The 20337-nt window shown below is 65.8% G+C and carries 22 protein-coding genes; 13 read left to right on the forward strand and 9 right to left on the reverse strand.

Translation table 11 applies throughout. The features are described 5' to 3' along the window. Positions 1-97: 97 nt before the first annotated feature. The 3 genes from Q8J98_RS00765 to Q8J98_RS00775 all read left to right on the forward strand — a co-directional run bounded on the left by Q8J98_RS00765 (position 98) and on the right by Q8J98_RS00775 (position 4149). Entirely contained in the window at positions 98-742 is a 645-nt protein-coding gene (locus Q8J98_RS00765) for a VOC family protein (protein WP_305292604.1), read from the forward strand. Positions 743-815: 73 nt separating this feature from the next. Then, a complete protein-coding gene (locus tag Q8J98_RS00770) occupies positions 816-3815 on the forward strand; it encodes a valine--tRNA ligase (RefSeq protein WP_305292606.1) in 3000 nt (999 codons plus the stop codon). Positions 3816-3819: 4 nt separating this feature from the next. Further along, positions 3820-4149, forward strand: a complete 330-nt coding sequence (locus Q8J98_RS00775) for a DUF1992 domain-containing protein (RefSeq protein ID WP_305292608.1) — start codon at positions 3820-3822, stop codon at positions 4147-4149. 8 nt (positions 4150-4157) lie between these two features. Here the strand turns inward: Q8J98_RS00775 and Q8J98_RS00780 are convergent, their stop codons facing one another. Beyond that, entirely contained in the window at positions 4158-4943 is a 786-nt protein-coding gene (locus tag Q8J98_RS00780) for a crotonase/enoyl-CoA hydratase family protein (RefSeq protein WP_305183459.1), read from the reverse strand. Between the two features lie 130 nt (positions 4944-5073). Between Q8J98_RS00780 and Q8J98_RS00785 the strand changes: the two genes are divergently transcribed. Next, positions 5074-6180: a pyridoxal phosphate-dependent aminotransferase gene (locus Q8J98_RS00785; RefSeq protein ID WP_305292609.1), complete on the forward strand. Its 1107-nt coding sequence runs from the start codon at positions 5074-5076 to the stop codon at positions 6178-6180. 73 nt (positions 6181-6253) lie between these two features. Here Q8J98_RS00785 and Q8J98_RS00790 read toward each other — a convergent pair whose 3' ends face one another. Continuing rightward, positions 6254-7453, reverse strand: coding sequence for an alanine--glyoxylate aminotransferase family protein (locus Q8J98_RS00790; RefSeq protein ID WP_305292611.1), 1200 nt, complete (start codon positions 7451-7453; stop codon positions 6254-6256). 108 nt (positions 7454-7561) lie between these two features. Between Q8J98_RS00790 and Q8J98_RS00795 the strand changes: the two genes are divergently transcribed. After that, on the forward strand, positions 7562-8299 hold the full coding sequence (locus tag Q8J98_RS00795) for a folate-binding protein YgfZ (RefSeq protein WP_305292613.1): 738 nt from the start codon (positions 7562-7564) through the stop codon (positions 8297-8299). Between the two features lie 59 nt (positions 8300-8358). On the opposite strand, the gene efp is transcribed toward Q8J98_RS00795, so the two are convergent. Beyond that, positions 8359-8922 carry an elongation factor P gene (efp, locus tag Q8J98_RS00800; RefSeq protein ID WP_305183463.1) on the reverse strand — a complete coding sequence of 188 codons (564 nt, stop codon included), beginning with the start codon at positions 8920-8922 and terminating at the stop codon, positions 8359-8361. 214 nt (positions 8923-9136) lie between these two features. On the opposite strand from efp, the gene Q8J98_RS00805 reads away from it, so the two are divergent. After that, complete coding sequence (locus Q8J98_RS00805) at positions 9137-9457, forward strand: DUF6280 family protein (protein ID WP_305183464.1); 321 nt, start codon at positions 9137-9139, stop codon at positions 9455-9457. Between the two features lie 394 nt (positions 9458-9851). Here the strand turns inward: Q8J98_RS00805 and Q8J98_RS00810 are convergent, their stop codons facing one another. The 3 genes from Q8J98_RS00810 to Q8J98_RS00820 all read right to left on the reverse strand — a co-directional run bounded on the left by Q8J98_RS00810 (position 9852) and on the right by Q8J98_RS00820 (position 13389). Next, on the reverse strand, positions 9852-11174 hold the full coding sequence (locus Q8J98_RS00810) for a hypothetical protein (RefSeq protein WP_305292615.1): 1323 nt from the start codon (positions 11172-11174) through the stop codon (positions 9852-9854). 78 nt (positions 11175-11252) lie between these two features. After that, entirely contained in the window at positions 11253-12629 is a 1377-nt protein-coding gene (locus Q8J98_RS00815) for a TolC family outer membrane protein (protein ID WP_305292617.1), read from the reverse strand. A 109-nt stretch (positions 12630-12738) separates the two neighbouring features. Further along, a complete protein-coding gene (locus Q8J98_RS00820; RefSeq protein ID WP_305292619.1) occupies positions 12739-13389 on the reverse strand; it encodes a protein-L-isoaspartate O-methyltransferase in 651 nt (216 codons plus the stop codon). A gap of 202 nt (positions 13390-13591) precedes the next feature. Between Q8J98_RS00820 and Q8J98_RS00825 the strand changes: the two genes are divergently transcribed. Next, a complete protein-coding gene (locus Q8J98_RS00825) occupies positions 13592-13915 on the forward strand; it encodes a hypothetical protein (protein WP_305292621.1) in 324 nt (107 codons plus the stop codon). A gap of 20 nt (positions 13916-13935) precedes the next feature. On the opposite strand, the gene Q8J98_RS00830 is transcribed toward Q8J98_RS00825, so the two are convergent. Next, positions 13936-14853, reverse strand: a complete 918-nt coding sequence (locus Q8J98_RS00830; protein ID WP_305292623.1) for a sulfurtransferase — start codon at positions 14851-14853, stop codon at positions 13936-13938. A 337-nt stretch (positions 14854-15190) separates the two neighbouring features. Here Q8J98_RS00830 and rpmB point away from each other — a divergent pair, with 337 nt between their 5' ends. The 6 genes from rpmB to Q8J98_RS14765 all read left to right on the forward strand — a co-directional run bounded on the left by rpmB (position 15191) and on the right by Q8J98_RS14765 (position 18941). Next, entirely contained in the window at positions 15191-15478 is a 288-nt protein-coding gene (gene rpmB, locus Q8J98_RS00835; RefSeq protein WP_305183470.1) for a 50S ribosomal protein L28, read from the forward strand. A gap of 132 nt (positions 15479-15610) precedes the next feature. Continuing rightward, positions 15611-15982, forward strand: coding sequence for a hypothetical protein (locus tag Q8J98_RS00840; protein WP_305292625.1), 372 nt, complete (start codon positions 15611-15613; stop codon positions 15980-15982). Between the two features lie 36 nt (positions 15983-16018). Continuing rightward, complete coding sequence (locus Q8J98_RS00845; RefSeq protein WP_305292626.1) at positions 16019-16519, forward strand: copper chaperone PCu(A)C; 501 nt, start codon at positions 16019-16021, stop codon at positions 16517-16519. A 363-nt stretch (positions 16520-16882) separates the two neighbouring features. Next, positions 16883-17308, forward strand: a complete 426-nt coding sequence (locus Q8J98_RS00850; protein ID WP_305292627.1) for a copper chaperone PCu(A)C — start codon at positions 16883-16885, stop codon at positions 17306-17308. A 156-nt stretch (positions 17309-17464) separates the two neighbouring features. Then, entirely contained in the window at positions 17465-17818 is a 354-nt protein-coding gene (locus Q8J98_RS00855; RefSeq protein ID WP_305292628.1) for a hypothetical protein, read from the forward strand. Between the two features lie 40 nt (positions 17819-17858). Beyond that, complete coding sequence (locus Q8J98_RS14765) at positions 17859-18941, forward strand: copper chaperone PCu(A)C (RefSeq protein WP_370868038.1); 1083 nt, start codon at positions 17859-17861, stop codon at positions 18939-18941. 50 nt (positions 18942-18991) lie between these two features. On the opposite strand, the gene Q8J98_RS00865 is transcribed toward Q8J98_RS14765, so the two are convergent. Continuing rightward, positions 18992-19228: a hypothetical protein gene (locus Q8J98_RS00865; protein ID WP_305292629.1), complete on the reverse strand. Its 237-nt coding sequence runs from the start codon at positions 19226-19228 to the stop codon at positions 18992-18994. A gap of 59 nt (positions 19229-19287) precedes the next feature. Beyond that, positions 19288-19476, reverse strand: a complete 189-nt coding sequence (locus Q8J98_RS00870) for a heavy-metal-associated domain-containing protein (RefSeq protein ID WP_305292630.1) — start codon at positions 19474-19476, stop codon at positions 19288-19290. Positions 19477-20337 lie beyond the last annotated feature (861 nt).

Below are 20337 nucleotides of genomic sequence, written 5' to 3' on the forward strand. Positions count from 1 at the left end.
CCTGCTGGTATGAACTCACCACCTCCAACCCCGATGGCGCGCAGGCCTTCTATACCGCCGTTCTGGGCTGGACCATTGCCGATGCCGGCTGCCCGGCATGGATTACCGCCTTGCATCTGCGGGTGGCGATATGGTGGCGGGGCTCTGGGTGCCAGACCAGCCGGGCATGCCGACCTTCTGGATGGTCTATTTCACGACCAATGACTGCGATGCCGCCGCCAAGGCGATCGCCAAGGCCGGGGGCACGGTGCACAAGCAACCCGCCGATATTCCCGGTACCGGGCGCTTTGCCGTGGTCACAGACCCGCAGGGCGCGGTGTTCGGCCTGCTGCAACCGCTCGACGCCAAGGGCAACGCCTTCGACCAAAAGCAGCAGGGCCACGGTAATTGGCACGAGTTGATGACCACCGACCCTAAGGCCGCAATGGCGTTCTATGGCAGGCAGTTCGGTTGGAAGGCCAGCACCAGCATGGATATGGGCGAAATGGGCAGCTACGACCTGTTCGGCCATAACGGCACCGACATCGGCGGCATGATGCGGCTTTCGCCAAACATGCCGGGGCCGCAAATGCCTTTCTGGCTGCCCTATTTCGGGGCAGACGGGATTGATGCTGCGGTGGCGCGGATCACGAAGGCAGGCGGCAAGGTGGTGAACGGCCCGCATGACGTGCCGGGCGGTGCCTTCATCGTGGTGGCCACCGACCCGCAGGGTGCCATGTTCGCGCTGGTCGGGCCGAAGTAGGCGGCGAAACATCGGCCCTTGGCCTTTGCGGATGGGGGCGCTAAATCGGGGCAACCCAAGGAAAGTTGCCCCGATGCCGATGGAAAAGACCTTCTCGCCCGCCGAGGCCGAGGCCCGTATCGCCGCCAGATGGGAGGCGGAAAACGCCTTTGCCGCAGGGGCCAATGCGCGCCCGGGTGCCGAAACCTTCTGCATCATGATCCCGCCGCCAAACGTCACCGGCAGCCTGCACATGGGCCACGCCTTCAACAACACCCTGCAAGACATTCTGGTGCGCTGGCACCGGATGCGCGGGCATGATGTGCTTTGGCAGCCGGGGCAGGACCATGCCGGGATCGCCACGCAGATGGTGGTGGAACGCGACCTGGCAAAAAGCCAGCAGCCCGGGCGGCGCGACATGGGGCGCGAGGCCTTTGTCGCCAAAGTCTGGGAATGGAAGGCGGAATCTGGCGGCACCATTGTCGGGCAATTGAAGCGCCTCGGTTGCTCGCTCGACTGGTCGCGCAATGCCTTCACCATGTCGGGGGCACCGGGCGCGCCCAAGGGCGAGGAGGGCAATTTTCACGATGCGGTCATCAAGGTTTTCGTCGATCTCTACAACAAGGGCCTGATCTATCGCGGCAAGCGCTTGGTGAACTGGGACCCGCATTTTGAAACCGCCATTTCCGATCTCGAGGTGGAAAACATCGAGGTCGCGGGCCATATGTGGCACTTCAAATACCCGCTAGCGGGTAGCGAAACCTATGAATATGTTGAGAAAGACGCCGAAGGCCGCGTGACCCTGCGCGAGACGCGCGATTACATTTCCATCGCCACCACGCGGCCCGAGACGATGCTGGGCGATGGCGCGGTGGCGGTGCATCCGTCAGACGCGCGCTATGCCCCAATCGTCGGCAAGCTTTGCGAAATTCCGGTGGGGCCAAAGGAACACCGCCGCCTGATCCCGATCATCACCGACGAATACCCCGACCCGAATTTTGGTTCGGGCGCGGTGAAGATCACCGGCGCGCATGATTTCAACGACTACGCCGTGGCCAAGCGCGGAGGCATCCCCTGCTACCGGCTGATGGACACCCGCGCCCAGATGCGCACCGATGGCGCGCCCTACGCCGAGGCCGCCGAAATTGCGCTGGCCGTGGCGCGCGGCGAGCGCGAACTTTCCGAGGCCGAGGTGGACGCGATCAACCTTGTGCCCGACGATCTGCGCGGGCTTGACCGGTTCGAGGCTAGGAAGCGCGTGGTGGCGCAGATCACCGCCGAGGGGCTGGCGGTGATGCTGCCGGGCGCGGACGGCGAACCGGTGCCCTATGTCGAGGCAAAGCCGATCATGCAGCCCTTCGGCGATCGTTCGAAAACTGTCATCGAACCGATGCTGACCGACCAGTGGTTCGTCGATACCGCACGAATAGTGCAACCCGCGCTGGACGCGGTGCGCGACGGCCGCACCAAGATCATGCCGCCGAGCGGTGAAAAGACCTATTTCCACTGGCTGGAAAACATCGAGCCCTGGTGCATCAGCCGCCAGCTTTGGTGGGGGCACCAGATTCCGGTTTGGTATGGGCCAGTTAAGGCTGGGGATACGGACACCATCGAAGCCTTTGGGTTAACGGTCAAAGGTTTCTGCGCGGCCGACAAAAGCCAACTGACTGAACAGTTGAAGGCCTATTACGGAGATGAGCAGTTCTACTATTTTGCGGATGAGGATTCATACCGGGGTTTCCGCGAATTGGGGCTTTCGGGTGAACTCGTTTACGAACCTGGCGAAGGCGTTCATCTAGGTCGCGACCCCGACGTGCTCGACACCTGGTTTTCCTCCGGCCTCTGGCCCATTGGCACCCTCGGCTGGCCGGAACCCACGCCGGAGCTGCAGAAATACTTCCCCACCGATGTCCTCATCACCGGGTCAGACATCCTGTTTTTCTGGGTCGCGCGGATGATGATGATGCAGCTTGCGGTGGTGGGCGAGGTGCCCTTCCACACCGTTTACCTGCACGGCCTGGTGCGCGACGCCAAGGGCAAGAAGATGTCGAAGTCGCTCGGCAACGTCGTGGACCCGCTCGACCTGATCGACGAATTCGGCGCCGACGCCCTGCGCTTCACCAATGCCGCGATGGCCAGCCTCGGCGGCGTGCTGAAGCTTGATACGCAGCGCATCGCGGGCTATCGCAACTTTGGCACCAAGCTCTGGAACGCCACCCGCTTTGCCGAAATGAACGGGGTGTTCGACGCCCCCCTTGGCCGCCCCGCCCCCGCCCATACCGTCAACCGCTGGATCATCGGCGAGGTCGCCCGCACCCGCGAGGCGGTGGACGACGCGCTGACCAACTTCCGCTTCAACGACGCCGCGGGCACGCTTTACGCCTTTGTCTGGGGCAAGGTCTGTGATTGGTATGTGGAATTCGCCAAGCCGCTGTTCGATGGCGACCACGCCGCCGAGACGCGCCAGACCGTGCGCTGGGTGCTTGACCAGTGCTTCACGCTGCTGCACCCCTTCATGCCCTTCATCACCGAAGACCTCTGGGCAATGACCGGCGCGCGCGCAAAAATGCTGGTGCACGGCGACTGGCCCGAATACGGCGCCGACCTGATCGACGCGCAGGCCGACCGCGAGATGAACTGGGTGATCCAGCTTATCGAGGAAATCCGCTCGGCCCGCAGCCAGATGGGCGTGCCGGTAGCGGCAAAAATCGAGATGCTGACCACCGAGGCCGATGATGCCGCCCGCGCCGCCCTTGCCCACAACGAGGCGCTGATCCTGCGGCTCGGGCGGCTTGACCACATCGCCGACGGCACCACCCCCAAGGGCGCGATTTCGCTGGCGTTGCCGGGGGCGGCCTTCGCGCTGCCGCTGGCGGGTATTATTGACGTGGCAGGCGAAAAGGCGCGGCTGACCAAGGCCTTTGAGAAGCTGGAAAAGGATATGAACGGCCTGCGCGGGCGATTGAACAACCCCAAATTCGTCGCATCCGCCCCCGAAGAGGTGGTCGGGGAAAACCGCGAACTGCTGGCGGCGGGCGAGGCAGAAGGTGCAAAAATCCGCGCGGCATTGGCGCGGCTGGCCGATCTGGGATGAGGCGATGGGCAGCGACCGCATGGCCGAACGCCGGATGCTGAAGGCCCTCGCCGAGGGCAAGCTCACCGGCCTTGCGGGCGAGGGCAAGCCCCTGCCCGACCACCCCGGCGACGCCTTCATTTCTGCGGGCGACGCGGTGGGGTTTCGCATCATGGCGGAGGCGGGCGTACTGCCCGAAGAGATCTTGCTGAAAAAGCAGGCCGAAGTTTTGCGCGCCCGCCTTGCCACGTTGACCGACCCGGAAGCGCGCAAAGCCGCGATGGCGGAACTCGCCAATATCGAGATGCGCCGCGCCATTGCCGAAGAGGCGCGGCGCAAATTTCTGCGCGGCTAGGGTGACCGTCAGCCGAACCTCGGCACCCGGCCGGCAATGTTCGCCGCCACCGCCTCGTGGAAATCGGGCTTGCCGATCAGCGCCACCTGTTCACGCGATTCCGCCGCGAGAACCTCGGCTGGGGGCGCTTCAAACGCCTTGCCGATCAGCCGCTTGGCGGCGCGCACCGCACTCGGGCTTTGCGCCGCGATCGCCTCGGCCAGGGCGAAGGCGCGCGGCATCAGCTCTTCCGCCGCCTCGGTCACCAGCCCCCAGGCCAGCGCCTGTTCCACCAGCACCGGCTCGGCGCTATAGATCAGCCGCGCCATCACATCGGCGCGCATCAACTTCGGCATCAGCACCATGCCGCCCATGTCGGGCACCAGGCCCCATTTCATCTCCATCACCGCCAGCCGCGTGTGCGGATGCGCCAGCCGAATGTCGGCACCCAGCGCCAGTTGCAGCCCGGCACCGAAGACCGGCCCGTGCAGTGCCGCGATCACCGGCACCGGCACCTGCTGCCAGACCAGCGCGAACTGCTGAAACCGGTTCGCCACCCCATGGGTGCGCGGCAAGATGAACTTGCCCGCATCGCCCCCCGCAAGCGACGCGAAGCTTGCCACATCAAGCCCCGCCGAAAACGCCTTGCCCGCCCCCGAAAGCACCACCGCGCGCAGATCGGACTGGCCCGAAAGCAGCTCGCCTACCGCCACAACCTCGTCGATCATCTCCATATCGACGGCGTTCAGCTTTTCCGGGCGGTTCAGTTGCACATGGGCGATCTTGCCCTGCATGGTCAGCGTTACACGGGTCATCGGCACCTCCTGCGAGTTCGCGTCAAGTATGCCCCCGGCCGCGCGGGCGCACCAGCCTGCCCGCGCCCCCGCGACGCCATGGCACCCCCAGCCCCTTGCGGGGCGGGCGAATTGTGCTACCCCTTGAGCCATGACCGGACCCCGCTATACGCCACTTGCTGCCAGCCTTCCCGCCTCGGTGCCCTTCGTCGGCCCCGAAACCCAGGAACGTGCCCGCGGCCGCGCCTTCACCGCCCGCCTCGGGGCCAACGAAAACGGCTTCGGCCCCTCACCCCGTGCGATCGAGGCAATGCGCGCCGCCGCCGCCGAGACCTGGATGTATGGCGACCCGGAAAACCACGATCTGCGCAGCGCGCTCGCGGCGCACCATGGCTGCGGCATCGAGAACGTCGTGGTGGGCGAGGGGATCGACGGGCTTCTGGGCTATCTGGTGCGGCTCACCGTCGGCCCCGGTGATCCGGTGGTCACCTCCGATGGTGCCTACCCTACGTTCAATTTCCACGTCGCGGGTTTTGGCGGCGTGCTGCACAAGGTGCCCTACGCGGGCGACCATGAAGACCCCTGGGCGCTGGTGGTGCAGGCTGCGGGCTGCGGCGCGAAGCTGCTTTACATCTCCAACCCGGACAACCCGATGGGCAGCCACCTGAGCGGCGCGCGCATCGCGCAAATGGTCGAGGCGGTGCCCGACGGCTGCCTGATGCTGCTCGACGAGGCCTATATCGACCTCGCCCCGGCAGGCACTGCCGCGCAGATCGACCCCGCCGACCCGCGGGTTATCCGGCTGCGCACCTTTTCCAAGGGCTACGGCATGGCGGGGGGCCGCGTCGGCTACGCCATCGGCGCGCCTGAGCTGATTTCGGCTTTCAACAAGATCCGCAACCATTTCGGCATGAGCCGGATCAGTCAGGCTGGCGCGCTGGCCGCGCTGGCCGATCAGAACTGGCTCGCGCATATCCGGACCGAAGTCGCCGCCGCGCGCGAAACGCTGGCCCGGATCGCCCGCACCAATGGCCTCACCCCGCTGCCATCGGCCACCAATTTCCTGGCAATCGATTGCGGTGCCGATGGCACCTTTGCCCGCCGCGTGCTTGGCCATCTGGTTGACGCAGGCATCTTCGTGCGGATGCCCTTTGTCGCCCCCCATGACCGCTGCATCCGTGTCAGCTGCGGACCCGAGGCAGAGATGCTGGCCTTTGCCGAGGCGCTTCCCCATGCGCTGGCCGCCGCCCGCGCCTGAAATAGCATCTTCAATGCCCAAATACCCCGGGGGGTGAGGCCCGGCACGGGCCGAGGGGGGCAGCGCCCCCCTTTCACGCCCCGGCCACCACCGCCGTTGCCGCTGCCAGCGCGCCCCGCCCGTGGTCAACCCCAAGGGCTTGCATACCCGCTTCCATCACTGCCAGCACCCCCAGCGTCATATGCGCGTTCACATGGCCCATGTGCGCCACCCGCAGAAAATCCCCATAATCGGCGTCCGAGGGAGCGGCCATGCCAAGCCCGATGCCAAGCGTCACCCCCGCCTCCTGCTCGCACCAGGCGCGGAGCCGCGTGGCACCGCCGCCGCCGATCCGCGCCGCGGTCACCGAATTGCCGCGCCGCGCCGCATCGGCAATGTTGAGCGCGATGTCGCCGCCCTGCCCCCAGGCATCGAACGCCGACCAGACCGCGCGCGCCAGGGTCGCATGGCGCGCCCAGACATGCGCCAGCCCCTCCTCCTCAAGAATCATCGTCAGCGATGTGCGCAGGCCAAACAGGTGATGCGTCGGTGCCGTGCCGGCAAAATGCTGGTAGAATTCGGTGCCAAGTGCCCGCGACTCCCAGCGCCAGTAGGGCGTGGCAAGATCGCTCGCCCGGCTTTCGTGCAAGGCACGGTCGTTGAAGAACACGAACCCAAGGCCGGGCGGCACCATCACCCCTTTCTGGCTTGCTGCCACCATCACATCGACGCCCCAATCATCCATGCGGAACTCATCACAGCCGAGCGAGGCAATGCAATCGACCGCGAGCAGCGCCGGGTGCCCGGCAGCATCAATCGCTGCGCGCATCGCCGGAATGTCGTTCCTGACCGAACTTGAGGTATCGACATGCGTCACCAGCACCGCCTTGATCTGGTGGTCGCGGTCGGCGCGCAACGCCGCCTCCAGCCGCGCCGGATCGGCGGCGGCGGATTTGCCAAAGTCGATCATCTCGACTGCGACCCCCATTGCGCGCGCGTGTTCGGCCCAACCAAGCCCGAACCGCCCGGTTGCCAGCACCAGCGCCTTGTCGCCGCGCGAAAACAGGTTGGCGTTCGCCGCTTCCCAGGCACCGTGGCCATTGGCGATGTAAAGCGCCACATGGCCAGAGCTGAGCGCCAGCCGCCTGAGGTCGGGCCAGATCGTTGCCACCATGTCGACCAGGTCGCCCGCATAGATATTCGGTGCCGGGCGGTGCATCGCTGCAAGCACCCTGTCGGGGATGGTCGAGGGGCCGGGAATGGCGAGGTAGGGGCGGCCCTGGGCTAAGCTCATCTTTGTCTCCTGTTGGTCGGCCCCCTTGCGTAAGCCGCGCCCCGACATAGGTCAATTGGCGGCGGGCGCGGGTTGTGCGATGCTCGGGCAAGGCAGCGGGGGGGCAGCATGGGCGCGCGTCAGGTTCTGGAAATCGCCGGTGCCGACCGGGTGCATTTTCTGCAAGGTCTGGTCAGCAATGACCTGCGCGGACTCGGCAAGGGCCCGGTTTATGCGGCGTTATTGACCCCGCAAGGCAAGTATCTGGCCGATTTCTTTCTGATCGAGGCGGGCGAGGCGATCTTGCTTGATGTCGCTGCATCTCAGGCCGATGACCTTGCCCGCCGCCTTTCGCTCTATCGGCTGCGCGCCGATGTGCGCATCGGCCAGTCGCCGCTGCAGGTCTTTTGCGGCACCGGCCCCGCCCCCGCAGCTGCCCTGCCCGACCCGCGCCACCCCGGCATGGGCTGGCGGCTTTATGGCGCGCGCGCGGGCGATGACGGCACCGATTGGGCGGCGCTGCGGGTTGCGCATCTGATCCCGGAGGCGGGCATCGAGCTGATCCCCAACGAGACCTATATTCTGGAGGCCGGGTTCGAGCGGCTCCACGGCGTCGATTTCCGCAAGGGCTGCTATGTCGGGCAGGAGGTGACGGCGCGGATGAAACACAAGACCGAGCTGAAAAAGGGCTTGGCGCAAGTTGGGGTCGAGGGCGAGGCGGTGCCCGGCACGCCGATACTGGCGGGCGGAAAGGAAGCCGGAACCTTGCTCACCCGATCCGGGAACCGGGCGCTGGCCTGGCTGCGGTTCGACCGGGCAGGTGCGGCGATGCAGGCGGGCGCGGCAACGGTGCGCTGGAACGGCTAGGCCGAACCTGGCGCGGGTCCATCCCCCCTGCGGGCGCACCCCCAGCCGCCCCCGATATCTCAGGCGCGTTCGGAATATTCCATCAACTCGGTGTGCACGATGATGACCTCGTCCGGCCCGATGAACGGCGGGATCATGATCCGCACACCGTTGTCGAGAATGGCGGGCTTGAAGCTGTTTGCGGCGGTCTGGCCTTTTTGCACCGGTTCGGTCTCGACCACGCGGCACTTGACCTTTTGCGGCAGCGAAACGGTCAGCGCCTCGTCGCCGTAATACTGGATCGAAGCGGTCATGCCGTCTTGCAAGAACGGGCGGCGGTCGCCCAGAAGGTCGGCATCAAGCTCGATCTGTTCATAGGTCTCATTGTCCATGAACACCAGTTTGCCATCGGTTTCATAGAGAAACTGCTGGTCCTTGAAATCGAGCGAGACCTGATCGACCTTGTCTTCGGAACGGAAGCGTTCGTTGAGCTTGCGCCCGTCACGCAGGTTCTTCAGTTCGACCTGGGCGAAGGCACCGCCCTTGCCGGGCTTGACATGGTTGACCTTGACGGCCGCCCAAAGCCCGCCGTCGTGCTCCAGAATGTTGCCGGGGCGGATTTCGTTGCCGTTGATCTTGGCCATGACTGCGCTCGCATGAAAAGGTTGATTGCCGCTGCCGGGCACCTATATAGGGCGCACTGCCCGCTGGCAACCCGACCAGATGCTGTGGCCCTGCTCAACGCGGTATGCGCCATGTGCATGGCTGCCATGCTATGTGGGCCATATCGAATCGCGGCTGAAAGGCCGTATTGCCGGTACTCCGGGAAACACAAGAGCAATAAAAAAGGACGGCATAATGCGCGACTTTGTTGATGGCTCCGCATTCAACTACGAACAAGGTCAGCGGTCTCGCAAACTTTTTGCCGCTGTAGTGCTGGCGGCGTTGGATGATGCGATCTCGGACGACAAGAAATATGGCAACGGCCCCGAGCAGATCGCCCGCTGGGCGCGGTCGCGCGATGGCCGCGAGGTGCTTTCCTGCGCCGGGATCGACCCCAATGAGCGGGTGGTCAAGGGGTTGATGGCGTTTGTCGGCAAGGGCGTGCGCACCTCCGTTGCCCTGTCGCGCGAGGAAAGCGAACGGCGCATGGCCGCCGAAGAGGCAGAGGCCGCCTGAGCCCTGCATTTCCTGCAACCGCTTTTGCCGCGCCCCCCGGGCGCGGTTTTCTTTTGAGGCCGGGCTTGCGGGCGCACGCGGCACCTGATCCGCTGGGCGCGACACCCTGCATGGGGCGAGCAGCCGCACCGTTGGCCTGGCGGCAGGCCGCCGACTGCGCGCGTGCCCGACCGGGTTCACCCGCACGCAACAGGCAACACGGAAGGCTGCGGGTTCGCAAGCTCCCGACCGCCTTCGCCGCGCTGCAGGTCTGCCGGCAGGCCGCGGGGGGCGCAAATGCCGAACCGGCTTTGCCCATGGCAACTGGCGTTTCGGGGGGCTGAGAGGTCGCAATTGCCCCTCCGACCTGACCGCGCCGACGCGGCTCGCGGCAGGCTAAAGGCAGCGCGAGGGCCTATTCGAGGTCGCGCCCGGCAAGCGCCCGAGCAATCTCGCGGCGCACCAGTTTGCGTACACTGCGGGTGATGCGCTCGCCTAGGGTGCCCTGCAATTCCTGCCGGATGATCTCGGAAACCAGTTCGCGCAGCGCTTCCTCGTCGATCAGCGAATCTTCGGGGTCTTGCAGCAGGCTGTCATGCACGGCGGCAATCAGGTCTGCCTCGGCCTCGCTTTGCATTTGCGCATAGCTTGAGGTCGGCGCTTCGGGTGCCTTGGATTCGGGCGCTGCATCGGCCAGATGCAAGCGGCGGGGCGAGGCCGCTTCAAGTGCTGCGATGTTTGCCTCTGCCTCGGTCATTTCTTCGGCCCAGTCCGAGGCGGTCAGTTCGGCTTCCGAAGGATTGATCGGATCGACCCATTCAACTGCGGCGGCAAGCGGTTCAGACGCAGGCTCATCGGCAGCATAGGGCAATGTCGCAAGATCGGGCACGGATTCAGCGGGGGCTTCAGGCTCCGCCGCGGGCTCGGGCACCGCCGCAGGCCCGGCGAGGGTTTCGGGCATCGCCGCAGGCTCGGGGGTCAGCTCTGGCCCGGCCGCTGCCGAAAACTCGTGCGCGGGCTCGGGCTCTGGTTCGGGTATCTGCGCAGGCTCAGGCGCGGGTGCCGTGGCAGCCGAAGTTTCCGGCCGCGGCGCGGTGTCGCGTGGCTCCGCAGGCACGAAAGCCGCGGCGAGGGCGGGTGCCGCGGCGGCATCGGCGAAGACATCGCCCTGTTCGGGCTCAAACGCTTCATCGCTTGCCGCAACAGCGGCCTCAAGCTCGGCGATCGTGCTTTCAAGGCGGGAAATTTCGTCTTGCAGATCGGGCGCGGGGGGCGGCATCCGCCAGCCGGGATCAAACACCACGGCGGCATCGGTGGGATCGTCCTCCCCCGTCGTGGTGGGTTGCGGGCCGACCTTGGCGACCTCAAGCGACAGCGTTGCATCTGCCGCTTGCCAATCGGCCAGCGCGTCGGACGGCCAGCTATCTTCTGCCGTGGTTTCCGGCGGCGACGGGGCGGGGTCGCCCTGCGGGTCTTCGTAGCCTTGCGCCGATGTCGGCGGCGCTTCGGCAGCCCCGGCAATTGGTGACTCCGGTTCCGGCTCGACCACGCGCAGCGCCGGGGTCAGCACCAGACATTCGGGCTGGGATTGCGGCGCGGCCGGGTCTGCCGTGGGCAAGGAGGATTCGGCGGCGCGAAACAGGCCGGTGCGGCGCGGCAACTGCCCGTCTTGCGAAACCAGACGCCGGATCGACGACAGGACATCCTCGATTTCGACATGGGTGCGCGATTCAGACATCCGGGCCTCCGCCACATTCCAATTGCCTGCGCGAGTCTACCCGCGCGGAACGGGCAACACAACGAAACCCTGCCCGGCTCAGTTCTTGCCGATGGCGCGCAGCACGCGGTCAAGGCTTTCGCCCTGCACGGAAGTATGCGGCGCGTTCTGCACGGCGTTGTAATAGGCGGCGGGATCGTAGGTCGGGATCCCGAGGTTCAGATGTTCAACCGTCAAGAGACCCATAGACGACAAAAGTGAATAGAGTGCTACCTGAAAATTGGCCTCGGCGTCGATCTTGTCGGCCTGCGCGCTCAAGAGCTCCTGCTCGGCGTTGAGCACATCAAGCGTGGTGCGCGCGCCCAGCGTCGCCTCTTCGCGCACGCCGTTATAGGCGACCGTGGCGGCGGCGATCTGCTGGTCGATAGCGCGGATCTGGGCCCGGGCGACCTCGATATTGGCCCAGGAAACCGCCACGTTCTGGCCGATGACGCGGGTCGTCTGGAGCAGCGCGGCGGTTGCCCTGTCGCGGCTGGCAAGCGCCTTGCGATGGGCGGCAGGCAGCCTGCCGCCGGAATACAGCGTCTGCGTCATGCTCAGCCCAAGCGAAAGGCTCTGGCTGTCGCCGGTCAGCGAATTGTCCGAGGCGCTTACCGAGGCCGAGCCGCGCAAGGTCGGCAGCCGTTCGGCGGCAGCGGCCTGCACCGCAAGTTCGGCAACCGTCACCAGCCGCTGCGCCTGCCGGATGGCGGGATGCAGGCGTTGCGCGGTGGCAGTGGCTTCGGCCAGCGACCCGGGCAGCGCCGGGGCTGGCGGCAGGCCGTTGATGCCGCCGGGGTAACTGCCGGTAGCAACTTTGTAACTTTCGCGCGCGGCGGCAAGCTTGCCCTGCGATGCGGCAAGCCCGGCGCGCGCTGCGGCCAGCCGCGCCTCGGCAAGGGCTACATCGGTGCGCGTCACCTCGCCTACCGCAAAGCGGTCATTTGCGGCGCGCAGCGCCTCGCTGATCACCCGCACCGAGTTCTGGTTGATGCCAACGTTCTCGGAGGCACTCTTTACCCCGGTATAGGCGCGCACGGCGGCCAGCAGCACCTCCTGCTCGACCGACACCAGCGCCTCGCGGGTGGCCAGAACGGATTCCTTGGCAATCTCGATGCCGATCTTGGAGCGGCCGAAGTCATAAAGCGTGACCTGCGCCGCAAGTTCGAGCGCGATGGTAGTCGACTCGACCGAATTGGAAGCGCGGTACGAGGTCGATGCGGTCCAGCTCAGAACCGGGCGCAGCGCCGCAACGGCCAGCGCCACATCCTCATCGGCGGCGCGGAGCGTGGCGCGGTTCTGCTCGAGCAGGTTGGAGTTGCGGTAAGCGGCAACCAGCGCATCGGCCAGCGACTGCGCCGAAGCCATCGGTGCCGCAAGAACCGCGGCGGCAACCGCGCCCGCCAAAATGAATGTTGCAAATGCGCCGCGCTTCATGCTTGCCATCCCCTCGCCTCGCCGCCTGCCCGCTGCGGGCCGTCATCGACCACTTCGGGCAGCGCTGCCGTTCAACGCCCGCTTGCGGTGTTTCCGTCGCAGCCGGGTGTCAGAGAGCAAAATCGCGCTCTGCCACAAAGCCCGGCAGCACCGGAGCCGTTGCATTGAAAGCGTGCCGCCAGGCGACCACGCCATCAATCTTGCGCCCGATCCGCACCACACCAAGCGCGCCTGCGCTGAACAGACAAACAATCCGCCCGCCCTCGCTCAATTGCGCGGTTAATGCCGCAGGCAGCACTTCGACCGCGCCTTCCACCAGAATTGCATCATAGGGGCCGAGCTTGGCCGCGCCCTCGGTCAGCACCCCGGCCACCACCACCGCGTTGTCGGCACCCACCGCTGCAAGTGCGGCCTGCGCCTTTTCGGCAAACTCTGCGCTGTCGAGCGCCACCACCGCCTCGGCCATGCGCGCGATCAGCGCGGCACCGTAGCCGGTGCCGCAGCCGACATCGAGCACCAGATCGCCCGGCTGCACGTCGAGCACGTCAAGCATTTTCGCCAATGTCCGCGGCTCCAGCATCACCCGGCCCGGAGCAAGCACGATATCGTCGCCGACATAGGCGGTTTCGCGGCGCGCGGCGGGCACGAATTCTTCGCGCGGCACTGCCAACATTGCCTCGATGATCGGGAATTTCGTCACATCGTTGGGGCGGATCTGGCTGTCAACCATGATGGTGCGGCGGGTCGCGAAGTCATGCATCGGAAAACTCTTCGTCTGGAGTGAGCCTGGCGGACTCTTGCCACATTCCTTGCGCACCCGCAACCGCGCCCGCGCCGCAGTTGGGTCGGCGCGGCGAATTGCCCGCGCTGGAATTGCCTGCCGACCTTGGCAGCGCGCCACGCAGCCGCTATCTCTCGGGAATGCCCGCGCGAAAGCCGCCGCGGTCTGCCGGGAGGTGATGATGAAGGCACTGCGCATGGCCATTGCCGCTTTGGCGCTGACGGGTGTTGCGGGCGCGGCCATCGCTGCGCCGCGTCAGGTCACCATACCGATCGACTTCACCTGCCCGGTCTCGGACCCGCAGCTTTTCGAATTCGTGCTCAAACGCCAGCCGGGTGTGCTGTCGGTCGAGGTGTTTTTTGACGAGCAATGGGTTGTGGTGATTTACGATGACCTGCTGACCGATCAGCAAGAACTGATCGATGCGCTGATCGACGTGGGCCTGGGCGAAATGTTCGGCTCCGATCCGATCACCGAAGGGCCCGCGCCCGAAGCCAAACCCTGAGGGCCTGGCGCGGGAGTGCTTCAGTTGGTTGCCACCGGGCGCGCGTCATCCTGGGTCCAGCCGATCATCGAATCGACATAGATCGACAGGTTCGCGTAACCCAGAAGCTCGTGCAGAACGAACCATTCGGTGGCCGACCAATGCCCGGCGTTGCAATAGGTAATCGCCTGCACATCGGGGTCGGCGAGTGCCGCAGGCACCAGCGCACGCAGTTCATCAAGTGGTTTGATGCGGTTCGAGGCGGCATCATAGAAGCCGTCGTTATCAAGGTTGATGGCACCGGGGATATGCCCGGCGCGCTTCGCCGCCCCGGCCTTTTCGGAGCCCGCATATTGCGCCGCCGAACGGGCATCGAGAAGCGGCACGCCCGCAGACAGCGCTGCTTCGACGGCTTCGGTGGTGGCGAGCAGTTCGGGGCGGATTGCTGCGGTGAAATTGCCCGGCGCGGGCGCGGCAAGGCCCGTGACCAGCGGGTTTGCCGCGTCGGCCACCCAAGCCTGCCAGCCGCCATCAAGAATTGCCACCCCGTCGTGGCCAGCGTATTTGAAACTCCAGTAAAGCCGCGCCGCGCCGCCGAATTCGGTCGAGTTGCTGCCAGCGGGCACGATCACCACGAGGCTGTCGGAATTGACCCCAAGTGCTGCGATGGTGGCCGCAAGATCCGCCGTTTCGGGCACCGCCCCGGCAATTGCACCCTGCCCGCGCCAAGCGCCGGGGTAGGCGCTCCAGACCGCGCCGGGCACATGGGCCGCGGCGAAGTCATCACCGGCAGTCTTGCCGCGAATATCGATCACCACCAGATCGGCGCGCGCGAGGTTGGCGCGCAGCCATTCGGTCGAGGCGAGCGGGCCGGGCAGGTCTTGGGCCAGCGCGGGGGCAAGGGCCGCCCAAAGCGCGGCGAGGGCCAGCGCCGCATAGAATGTCAGTTTTCTCAGCATTCCTGTGATCCTCTTGTTGCCTGCGGCCTGATGCCCTCCTCCCGCCGGCCAGAGCCGGTGCTGTGCGGTATCGGGGCACCACAGTATCAGCGGCATCGCTGCCGGGGGCAAATCACGTCCTTGCGCCAGATCAAGTGCACGGCGATGTGATCTGCCGCCGCCACATTCGCGCCGCCGCAAGCATCACCTGCGGGCGGGTGGTCGGGGGGCGATGAATCGCTTGACGCCGCCTGCCGGACCCCGTATCCAGCCGCAACGGAATTCGGGTGCTGCCGAGGCGGTGCCCATGTATGGTATGACGCCGCGCCAGCGGCCCGATGAAACGAAGGAATACGCCATGTCGCGCGTCTGCGAATTGACCGGCAAAGGCCCGATGTCGGGCAACACCGTAAGCCACGCCAATAACCGCTCGCGCCGCCGGTTTCTGCCCAACCTCAACGAGGTCACGCTGATGTCGGACGTGCTTGGCCAGTCATTCAGGCTGCGCATTTCGGCCGCCGGGCTGCGCTCGGTTGACCACCGCGGCGGGCTTGACGCCTTTCTTGCCAAGGCCAAGGACGACGAGCTTTCGATCAACGCGCTGAAGATCAAGAAGGCGATCAGCAAGGCGCAAGCCGCCGCCTGATCCGCGCGAATCGCTGACCCCAAGGCCCCGCCCGATACGGCGGGGCTTTTTGATCTCTGGATCACGGCATTGTGCGGCTTCTGCGACACGCTGTCACTTTTGCGGTGGCGCGGGAAAGCCCAGCTTCCGGGCATGATGTGCACCATCGGCGAAAAGTCTGCCCACAGATATTTCGCGATCCTCATGGTGCTGGTGCTTGGTGCCAGCAGCGTGACGATGGCGATTGCGCGCGGACAGACCCGCGCCGCGGGCGAGGTGGTGATCTGCTCGGGCTACGGGCTGACCACGATCCACCTCGATGCGGCGGGAAGCCCGGTCGAAAGCGTGCTCATCTGCCCCGATATGGCGCTGGCAATGTTTGTCGCGCCCGAGGCCGCGCTGCAGACGCTTTATCGGCCCGAGGGGCGGGCTTCCGATCTGATCCTTGTCGAACCCCGCCTGCCCGAGTCGCTGGCGCTGGTCAATCTGCGCGCGCGCGGCCCTCCTGTGCAGAGCCCGGCTTGAATTCCACCCGGATCAACCCTTGCAAGGATAGCTCAAATGTTCGCTCTCAAAGCCCTTCTGGTCGTCAGCGCCGCCGCTTTCGCCCTGCCCGCCTCAGCCGAAATCCGCATCGTCAACCCATACATGATCGCCTCACCGGTGACCGGCGGTTCGGGCGCGGCCTTCTTCGTGGTAGAAAATACCGGCCCCGGCGATGACCGCCTTGCCGATGCCAGCTCGACCATCTCCGACATGACCCAATTGCACACCCATATCGCCAACGCGGCCGGTATGATGCAGATGGTGCATGTGCCCGAAGGCTGGGTGATCCCCGCCGGAGCGACGCTGGCGCTGGCGCGCGGCTCGCATCATGTCATGTTCATGGGCATGAAAGCGCCGCTGAAAGTTGGCGACATGGTTGCGTTGACGCTGAAGTTCGAAACGGCGGGGGATATTGTGGTGGAAATACCCTATGGCGTAGCCCCTGCGGTCGACGCCATGCCGATGGACGCGATGCCGATGGGCAACATGCCGATGACGCCCCCGGTCAAGCCGTAACGCAACGCAATGCCGCAAGAATTGGGCGGGGCCATGGCCCCGCCCTTTTCGTTACAGCCGATCCCGTTTTCGTGAGGCGCGCCGATTGCACAGTTTGTCGCATGCTGGGCGCGACACCAAAGGTGTATGTTCGCTACACGATGTATGGGCTACTCTCTGGCTCTGCCCAACATCTCCCGGCACTGATGTTCAGCGCTACCGGGTGCGGCTTTGTCGCATTGTCTGGTGCTGTACGCCTATGCCTTCGGGATGGGGCACGGGGGATCGGCGCTGTCATCGGAAAGCTGCCGGGCCGCGCGCGCCACTGCAGCCACAGGAGCCGCGCGCCCGCCATTTGAACGCTACCCTGAAAGGAGCTCCCAAATGAAACCCCTCAAGTACCTTGTGGCCGTCGGCGCGATGTCCTTCGCGCTTCCCGCGTTTGCGCAAGATCTGGTTATCAGCGATGCCTATCTGCTTCCGCTCGCAGGCGTTGACAATGCCGCCGGTCTCTACATGGTCATCAAGAACAACGGCAAGGCGCTTGACGTGCTGACGGGTGCCAGCTCCGATATTGCTGGCTCGGCCGCGCTTATGGCGACGATCTCCAACAACAAGGGCGTTCCGCAACTGGTGCCGCAACCCCAAGGCAAACAGGTAATGGCGGCGGGTGGTTTCAACCTGGCACCGGGCGGCTATCAGGTCGCGCTGCTCGACCTCAAGAGCCCGCTGAAACCGGGCGACAAGGTGATGGTGACACTGACTTTCGCCACGGCCGGTGACATTACTGTCGAGGCCGTCGCCAGGTAAGCAGCACACCGATACGGCGCACCGGAAAGGGCGGGGCCGCGTGCCCCGCCTATTTCATTTGCACTGAAATCACCTTTGGTAGCATTCGCGTGATCGGGCACCTTTGCGCCAAATTGTCGCTGCCCGCTGTGTCGCTGGTTGCGCTACAAGGGTTGCATGATGATCCGCTCACCCCGCAGCCTGTTTGCGATCTGTCTGGCGTTGCTGCTTGCAGCCACCAGCATGACCATGGCAGTTGCCCGTGGTCAGACACGCGTCGCGGGCGAGATTGTCATCTGTTCGGGCTACGGGCTGACCACCATCTCTGTCGACGAGTTCGGCAACGAGGTGACCGAAGTCCAGATATGCCCGGACATGGCGCTGGGCCTGATGGCCGCTTTGGCGCACACGCCGCCTGTCGTCGAACGCCCCGCCGGGCGGGTTAGCGATCTGATCCTCGTCGAACCCCGTCTGTTGCATGCGCGTTCGTTCGTTACGGTGCGTGCAAGGGGTCCGCCGGTGGCTGTCTGACCTTCTCAGACAGATATCCACAACAAGGGAACCCCCGGACATGAGCTATTTCAAACCGCTACTGACGGCGCTTGCCGTCGCATTCGCGCTGCCCGCAGCAGCGCAGACCATAACCATTGACGATGCCTATGCGCGCTCGTCCTCGATGGGTGCCACCTCTGGTGCCGCTTTCTTCATCATCGAGAACAAGGGCACCGAGGCGGATCACCTGCTGTCTGCCAGTTCGATGATCGCCGAGAGGACTGAGCTGCATACCCACATCGCCGATGCGAACGGCGTGATGCAGATGGTCGAAGTGCCCGAAGGCTGGGACATTCCGGCAGGTGGCACGCACGCGCTCATGCGCGGCGCTGACCATGTGATGTTCCTTGGGCTGAAGCAGCCGCTTTTGCAGGGCGACATCGTGGAGGTCACGCTGAAATTCGCCAAGGCGGGCGATGTGGTGGTTTCGATCCCGGTTGACCTGCAACGCGGCGCGCCGGCAAGCAGCATGGTCATGGGCGGCACCGCCGCCCCGGCGATGGACCACGGCACCATGGCCGGTGGCATGGGCGCGGCGGCCCCGATGGCGGGCATGGACCACGGCGCGATGATGGGTGGCACCCCGATGGCGGGCATGGACCACGGCGCGATGATGGGTGGCACCCCGATGGCAGGCATGGATCATGGCGCGATGATGGGCGGCACCCCGATGGGCGGCATGGGCCACGGCGCGATGATGGGCCAGATGGACCACGGCGCGATGATGGGCGGCATGGGCATGGCGGCACCGGCGGCGGGCAACGGGCTTTCGGCTCCGGTCATCCTGCTCACCCCCTTCGTGCGCGACAATGCGGAGGCCTTGAACCTGAATGAAGCGCAGCGGGCCGACCTCAAGGCCTGGCTTGAAAAGCCGAACGCCCGCGCGGTTGTCGAGGAGGAGACCGTGGCCTTGCGGGCCGAGCTGCGCGCAGCGATCGTTTCGGGTGCGCCGCGCGAGGCGCGGGCGGCGCTGGCCGAAAAGATCGGTGCGAACGAAACGCGGCTGGTGATGTTCCGCTCGGACTGCGTCGATCATTGGCGCGAGGTTCTGAGCGCGGAACAGTTCGCCCAGCTTCTGGTGCTGGCGGGCGTGGTGAAATAGCCTAGCCACGCGAGACGGATGCGGCGGGCGGGGCGAAAGCCTCGCCCGTCTCAATTCCGGCAGAGCGCCTCGGCGTTGACGATGAAGGCGCTGTAGCGCGCCCAGAATTCGCGGTCGTCGGGGCGGGTGGAGCGGCGCGCCGCCTCGGCCTTGTTCGGGTCGGCGAAGAAACCGGCAACGCGGCGTTGATCGGCGCGGCCAAGCTCCTGATCGGCGATGAACTGCAGGCAGCCGCAAAGGACGATGCCGGGCTGGGCGGAAGTGAGGGCAAGGCAGGCATCGCCCACCGACCCCGCCCGCGCCGGGGAGGCGAGGGCGAGCGCGGCGAGAAGCGGCAGCGCGGGCCTCAGCCGACCACCTCGGCGGGGTAGCCGGCTCCCTTGAGGGCGGCCAGAACGGTGGCGGCGGGCAGGCCGGAAACGGTGACCTTGCGGGCCGGAAGATCGACCTCGGCGCGGCCCCCGACGGCGGCGAGGGCGGCCTCGATGCTGGCCTTGCAATGGCCGCAGGACATGTCGGGAACGGAAAGGATCATCGGGGCCTCCGGGCTTCGGGTGGCCCGCAGTTTCGCAGGCCGGGTGGCGGGGGTCAAGCGGGGCGGCGGAGGCGGCGTAACACCCGTGTTATGCTTGGCATGTGATTGATTTTGTCCGGTTTTCGCTGCGGCGTTAAGGGTTTGGCAAGGTATTGGAGAAGACCTGACCGGGGCGAGCCAGGCCCGAGGGGCGGACAAGCGATGCTCCTGTGGAGCCTCGCCCGGCCCGATTGCCTGGAGGCGTGAGCCGGAAGGCAAGGGGCTATCGGTTAGCTCAGGAGCCGGTTAATCGGGGCGCGCCTGCCTGGGCGGGCGCGGTAACGCGCCTGCCATCCGGCAGGCAGGCGCGGCCCGATTTGCGAGGGGCAAATCGGGCGGGGGCAATTTGGCAGGCGTGGGGCAGTCGGCTCGGTGGCTGTGGTGCGGAACAGAGGGCAGCGCCCGAACCGAGGGGTGGGGGTGAAGCGCCCGCCCCGTGGGGGTGAAGCGCGCCCGGACGATCTTCCAGTGGAAGATCGTCAGCGCCGAACGCCCGAGGCGCGAGCCGAGGGCCGGGATGGAGGGCGCTTTCGGCTGGTGCGGTGGGTGACAGAGGGCAGCGCCCGAACCGAGGGGTGGGCGAGAAGCGCCCGCCCCGTGGGGGCGGGTCGGGCGCTGCCCGGTGCAAGGGGCACCGGGCGGGGGGGCCACGAAACGATTTGAACAGTAGCGCAGAAAAGGTAAGGAACGTCTGAAAAACCTGCCACTTTCCGCCTGATCTGATAGGCTTGGGCATCCCCACGAGGAGGCTTGCCGATGCTGAAACAACCCGCCTTTCCCGGCCTGCGCGATGCGATGAAGAAGAAGGTGACACGGCGCGAG

This window comes from Phaeovulum sp. (assembly GCF_030684035.1).
In the GTDB taxonomy this organism is placed as follows: Bacteria; Pseudomonadota; Alphaproteobacteria; order Rhodobacterales; family Rhodobacteraceae; genus UBA6213.

Excerpts from the sequence above, each read along its gene's own strand:
- Q8J98_RS00830 (WP_305292623.1), bottom strand. The coding sequence starts at position 14,853 with ATGCTGAGAAAACTGACATTCTATGCGGCGCTGGCCCTCGCCGCGCTT.
- Q8J98_RS00820 (WP_305292619.1), bottom strand. The coding sequence starts at position 13,389 with ATGCATGACTTCGCGACCCGCCGCACCATCATGGTTGACAGCCAGATC.
- Q8J98_RS00795 (WP_305292613.1), top strand. The coding sequence starts at position 7,562 with ATGGGCGCGCGTCAGGTTCTGGAAATCGCCGGTGCCGACCGGGTGCAT.
- Q8J98_RS00840 (WP_305292625.1), top strand. The coding sequence starts at position 15,611 with ATGATGTGCACCATCGGCGAAAAGTCTGCCCACAGATATTTCGCGATC.
- Q8J98_RS00845 (WP_305292626.1), top strand. The coding sequence starts at position 16,019 with ATGTTCGCTCTCAAAGCCCTTCTGGTCGTCAGCGCCGCCGCTTTCGCC.
- Q8J98_RS00855 (WP_305292628.1), top strand. The coding sequence starts at position 17,465 with ATGATGATCCGCTCACCCCGCAGCCTGTTTGCGATCTGTCTGGCGTTG.
- Q8J98_RS00870 (WP_305292630.1), bottom strand. The coding sequence starts at position 19,476 with ATGATCCTTTCCGTTCCCGACATGTCCTGCGGCCATTGCAAGGCCAGC.
- Q8J98_RS00850 (WP_305292627.1), top strand. The coding sequence starts at position 16,883 with ATGAAACCCCTCAAGTACCTTGTGGCCGTCGGCGCGATGTCCTTCGCG.
- Q8J98_RS00810 (WP_305292615.1), bottom strand. The coding sequence starts at position 11,174 with ATGTCTGAATCGCGCACCCATGTCGAAATCGAGGATGTCCTGTCGTCG.
- Q8J98_RS00770 (WP_305292606.1), top strand. The coding sequence starts at position 816 with ATGCCGATGGAAAAGACCTTCTCGCCCGCCGAGGCCGAGGCCCGTATC.
- rpmB (WP_305183470.1), top strand. The coding sequence starts at position 15,191 with ATGTCGCGCGTCTGCGAATTGACCGGCAAAGGCCCGATGTCGGGCAAC.
- Q8J98_RS00775 (WP_305292608.1), top strand. The coding sequence starts at position 3,820 with ATGGGCAGCGACCGCATGGCCGAACGCCGGATGCTGAAGGCCCTCGCC.
- Q8J98_RS00765 (WP_305292604.1), top strand. The coding sequence starts at position 98 with ATGGATTACCGCCTTGCATCTGCGGGTGGCGATATGGTGGCGGGGCTC.
- Q8J98_RS00805 (WP_305183464.1), top strand. The coding sequence starts at position 9,137 with ATGCGCGACTTTGTTGATGGCTCCGCATTCAACTACGAACAAGGTCAG.
- Q8J98_RS00815 (WP_305292617.1), bottom strand. The coding sequence starts at position 12,629 with ATGAAGCGCGGCGCATTTGCAACATTCATTTTGGCGGGCGCGGTTGCC.
- efp (WP_305183463.1), bottom strand. The coding sequence starts at position 8,922 with ATGGCCAAGATCAACGGCAACGAAATCCGCCCCGGCAACATTCTGGAG.
- Q8J98_RS00825 (WP_305292621.1), top strand. The coding sequence starts at position 13,592 with ATGAAGGCACTGCGCATGGCCATTGCCGCTTTGGCGCTGACGGGTGTT.
- Q8J98_RS00785 (WP_305292609.1), top strand. The coding sequence starts at position 5,074 with ATGACCGGACCCCGCTATACGCCACTTGCTGCCAGCCTTCCCGCCTCG.
- Q8J98_RS14765 (WP_370868038.1), top strand. The coding sequence starts at position 17,859 with ATGAGCTATTTCAAACCGCTACTGACGGCGCTTGCCGTCGCATTCGCG.
- Q8J98_RS00790 (WP_305292611.1), bottom strand. The coding sequence starts at position 7,453 with ATGAGCTTAGCCCAGGGCCGCCCCTACCTCGCCATTCCCGGCCCCTCG.
- Q8J98_RS00780 (WP_305183459.1), bottom strand. The coding sequence starts at position 4,943 with ATGACCCGTGTAACGCTGACCATGCAGGGCAAGATCGCCCATGTGCAA.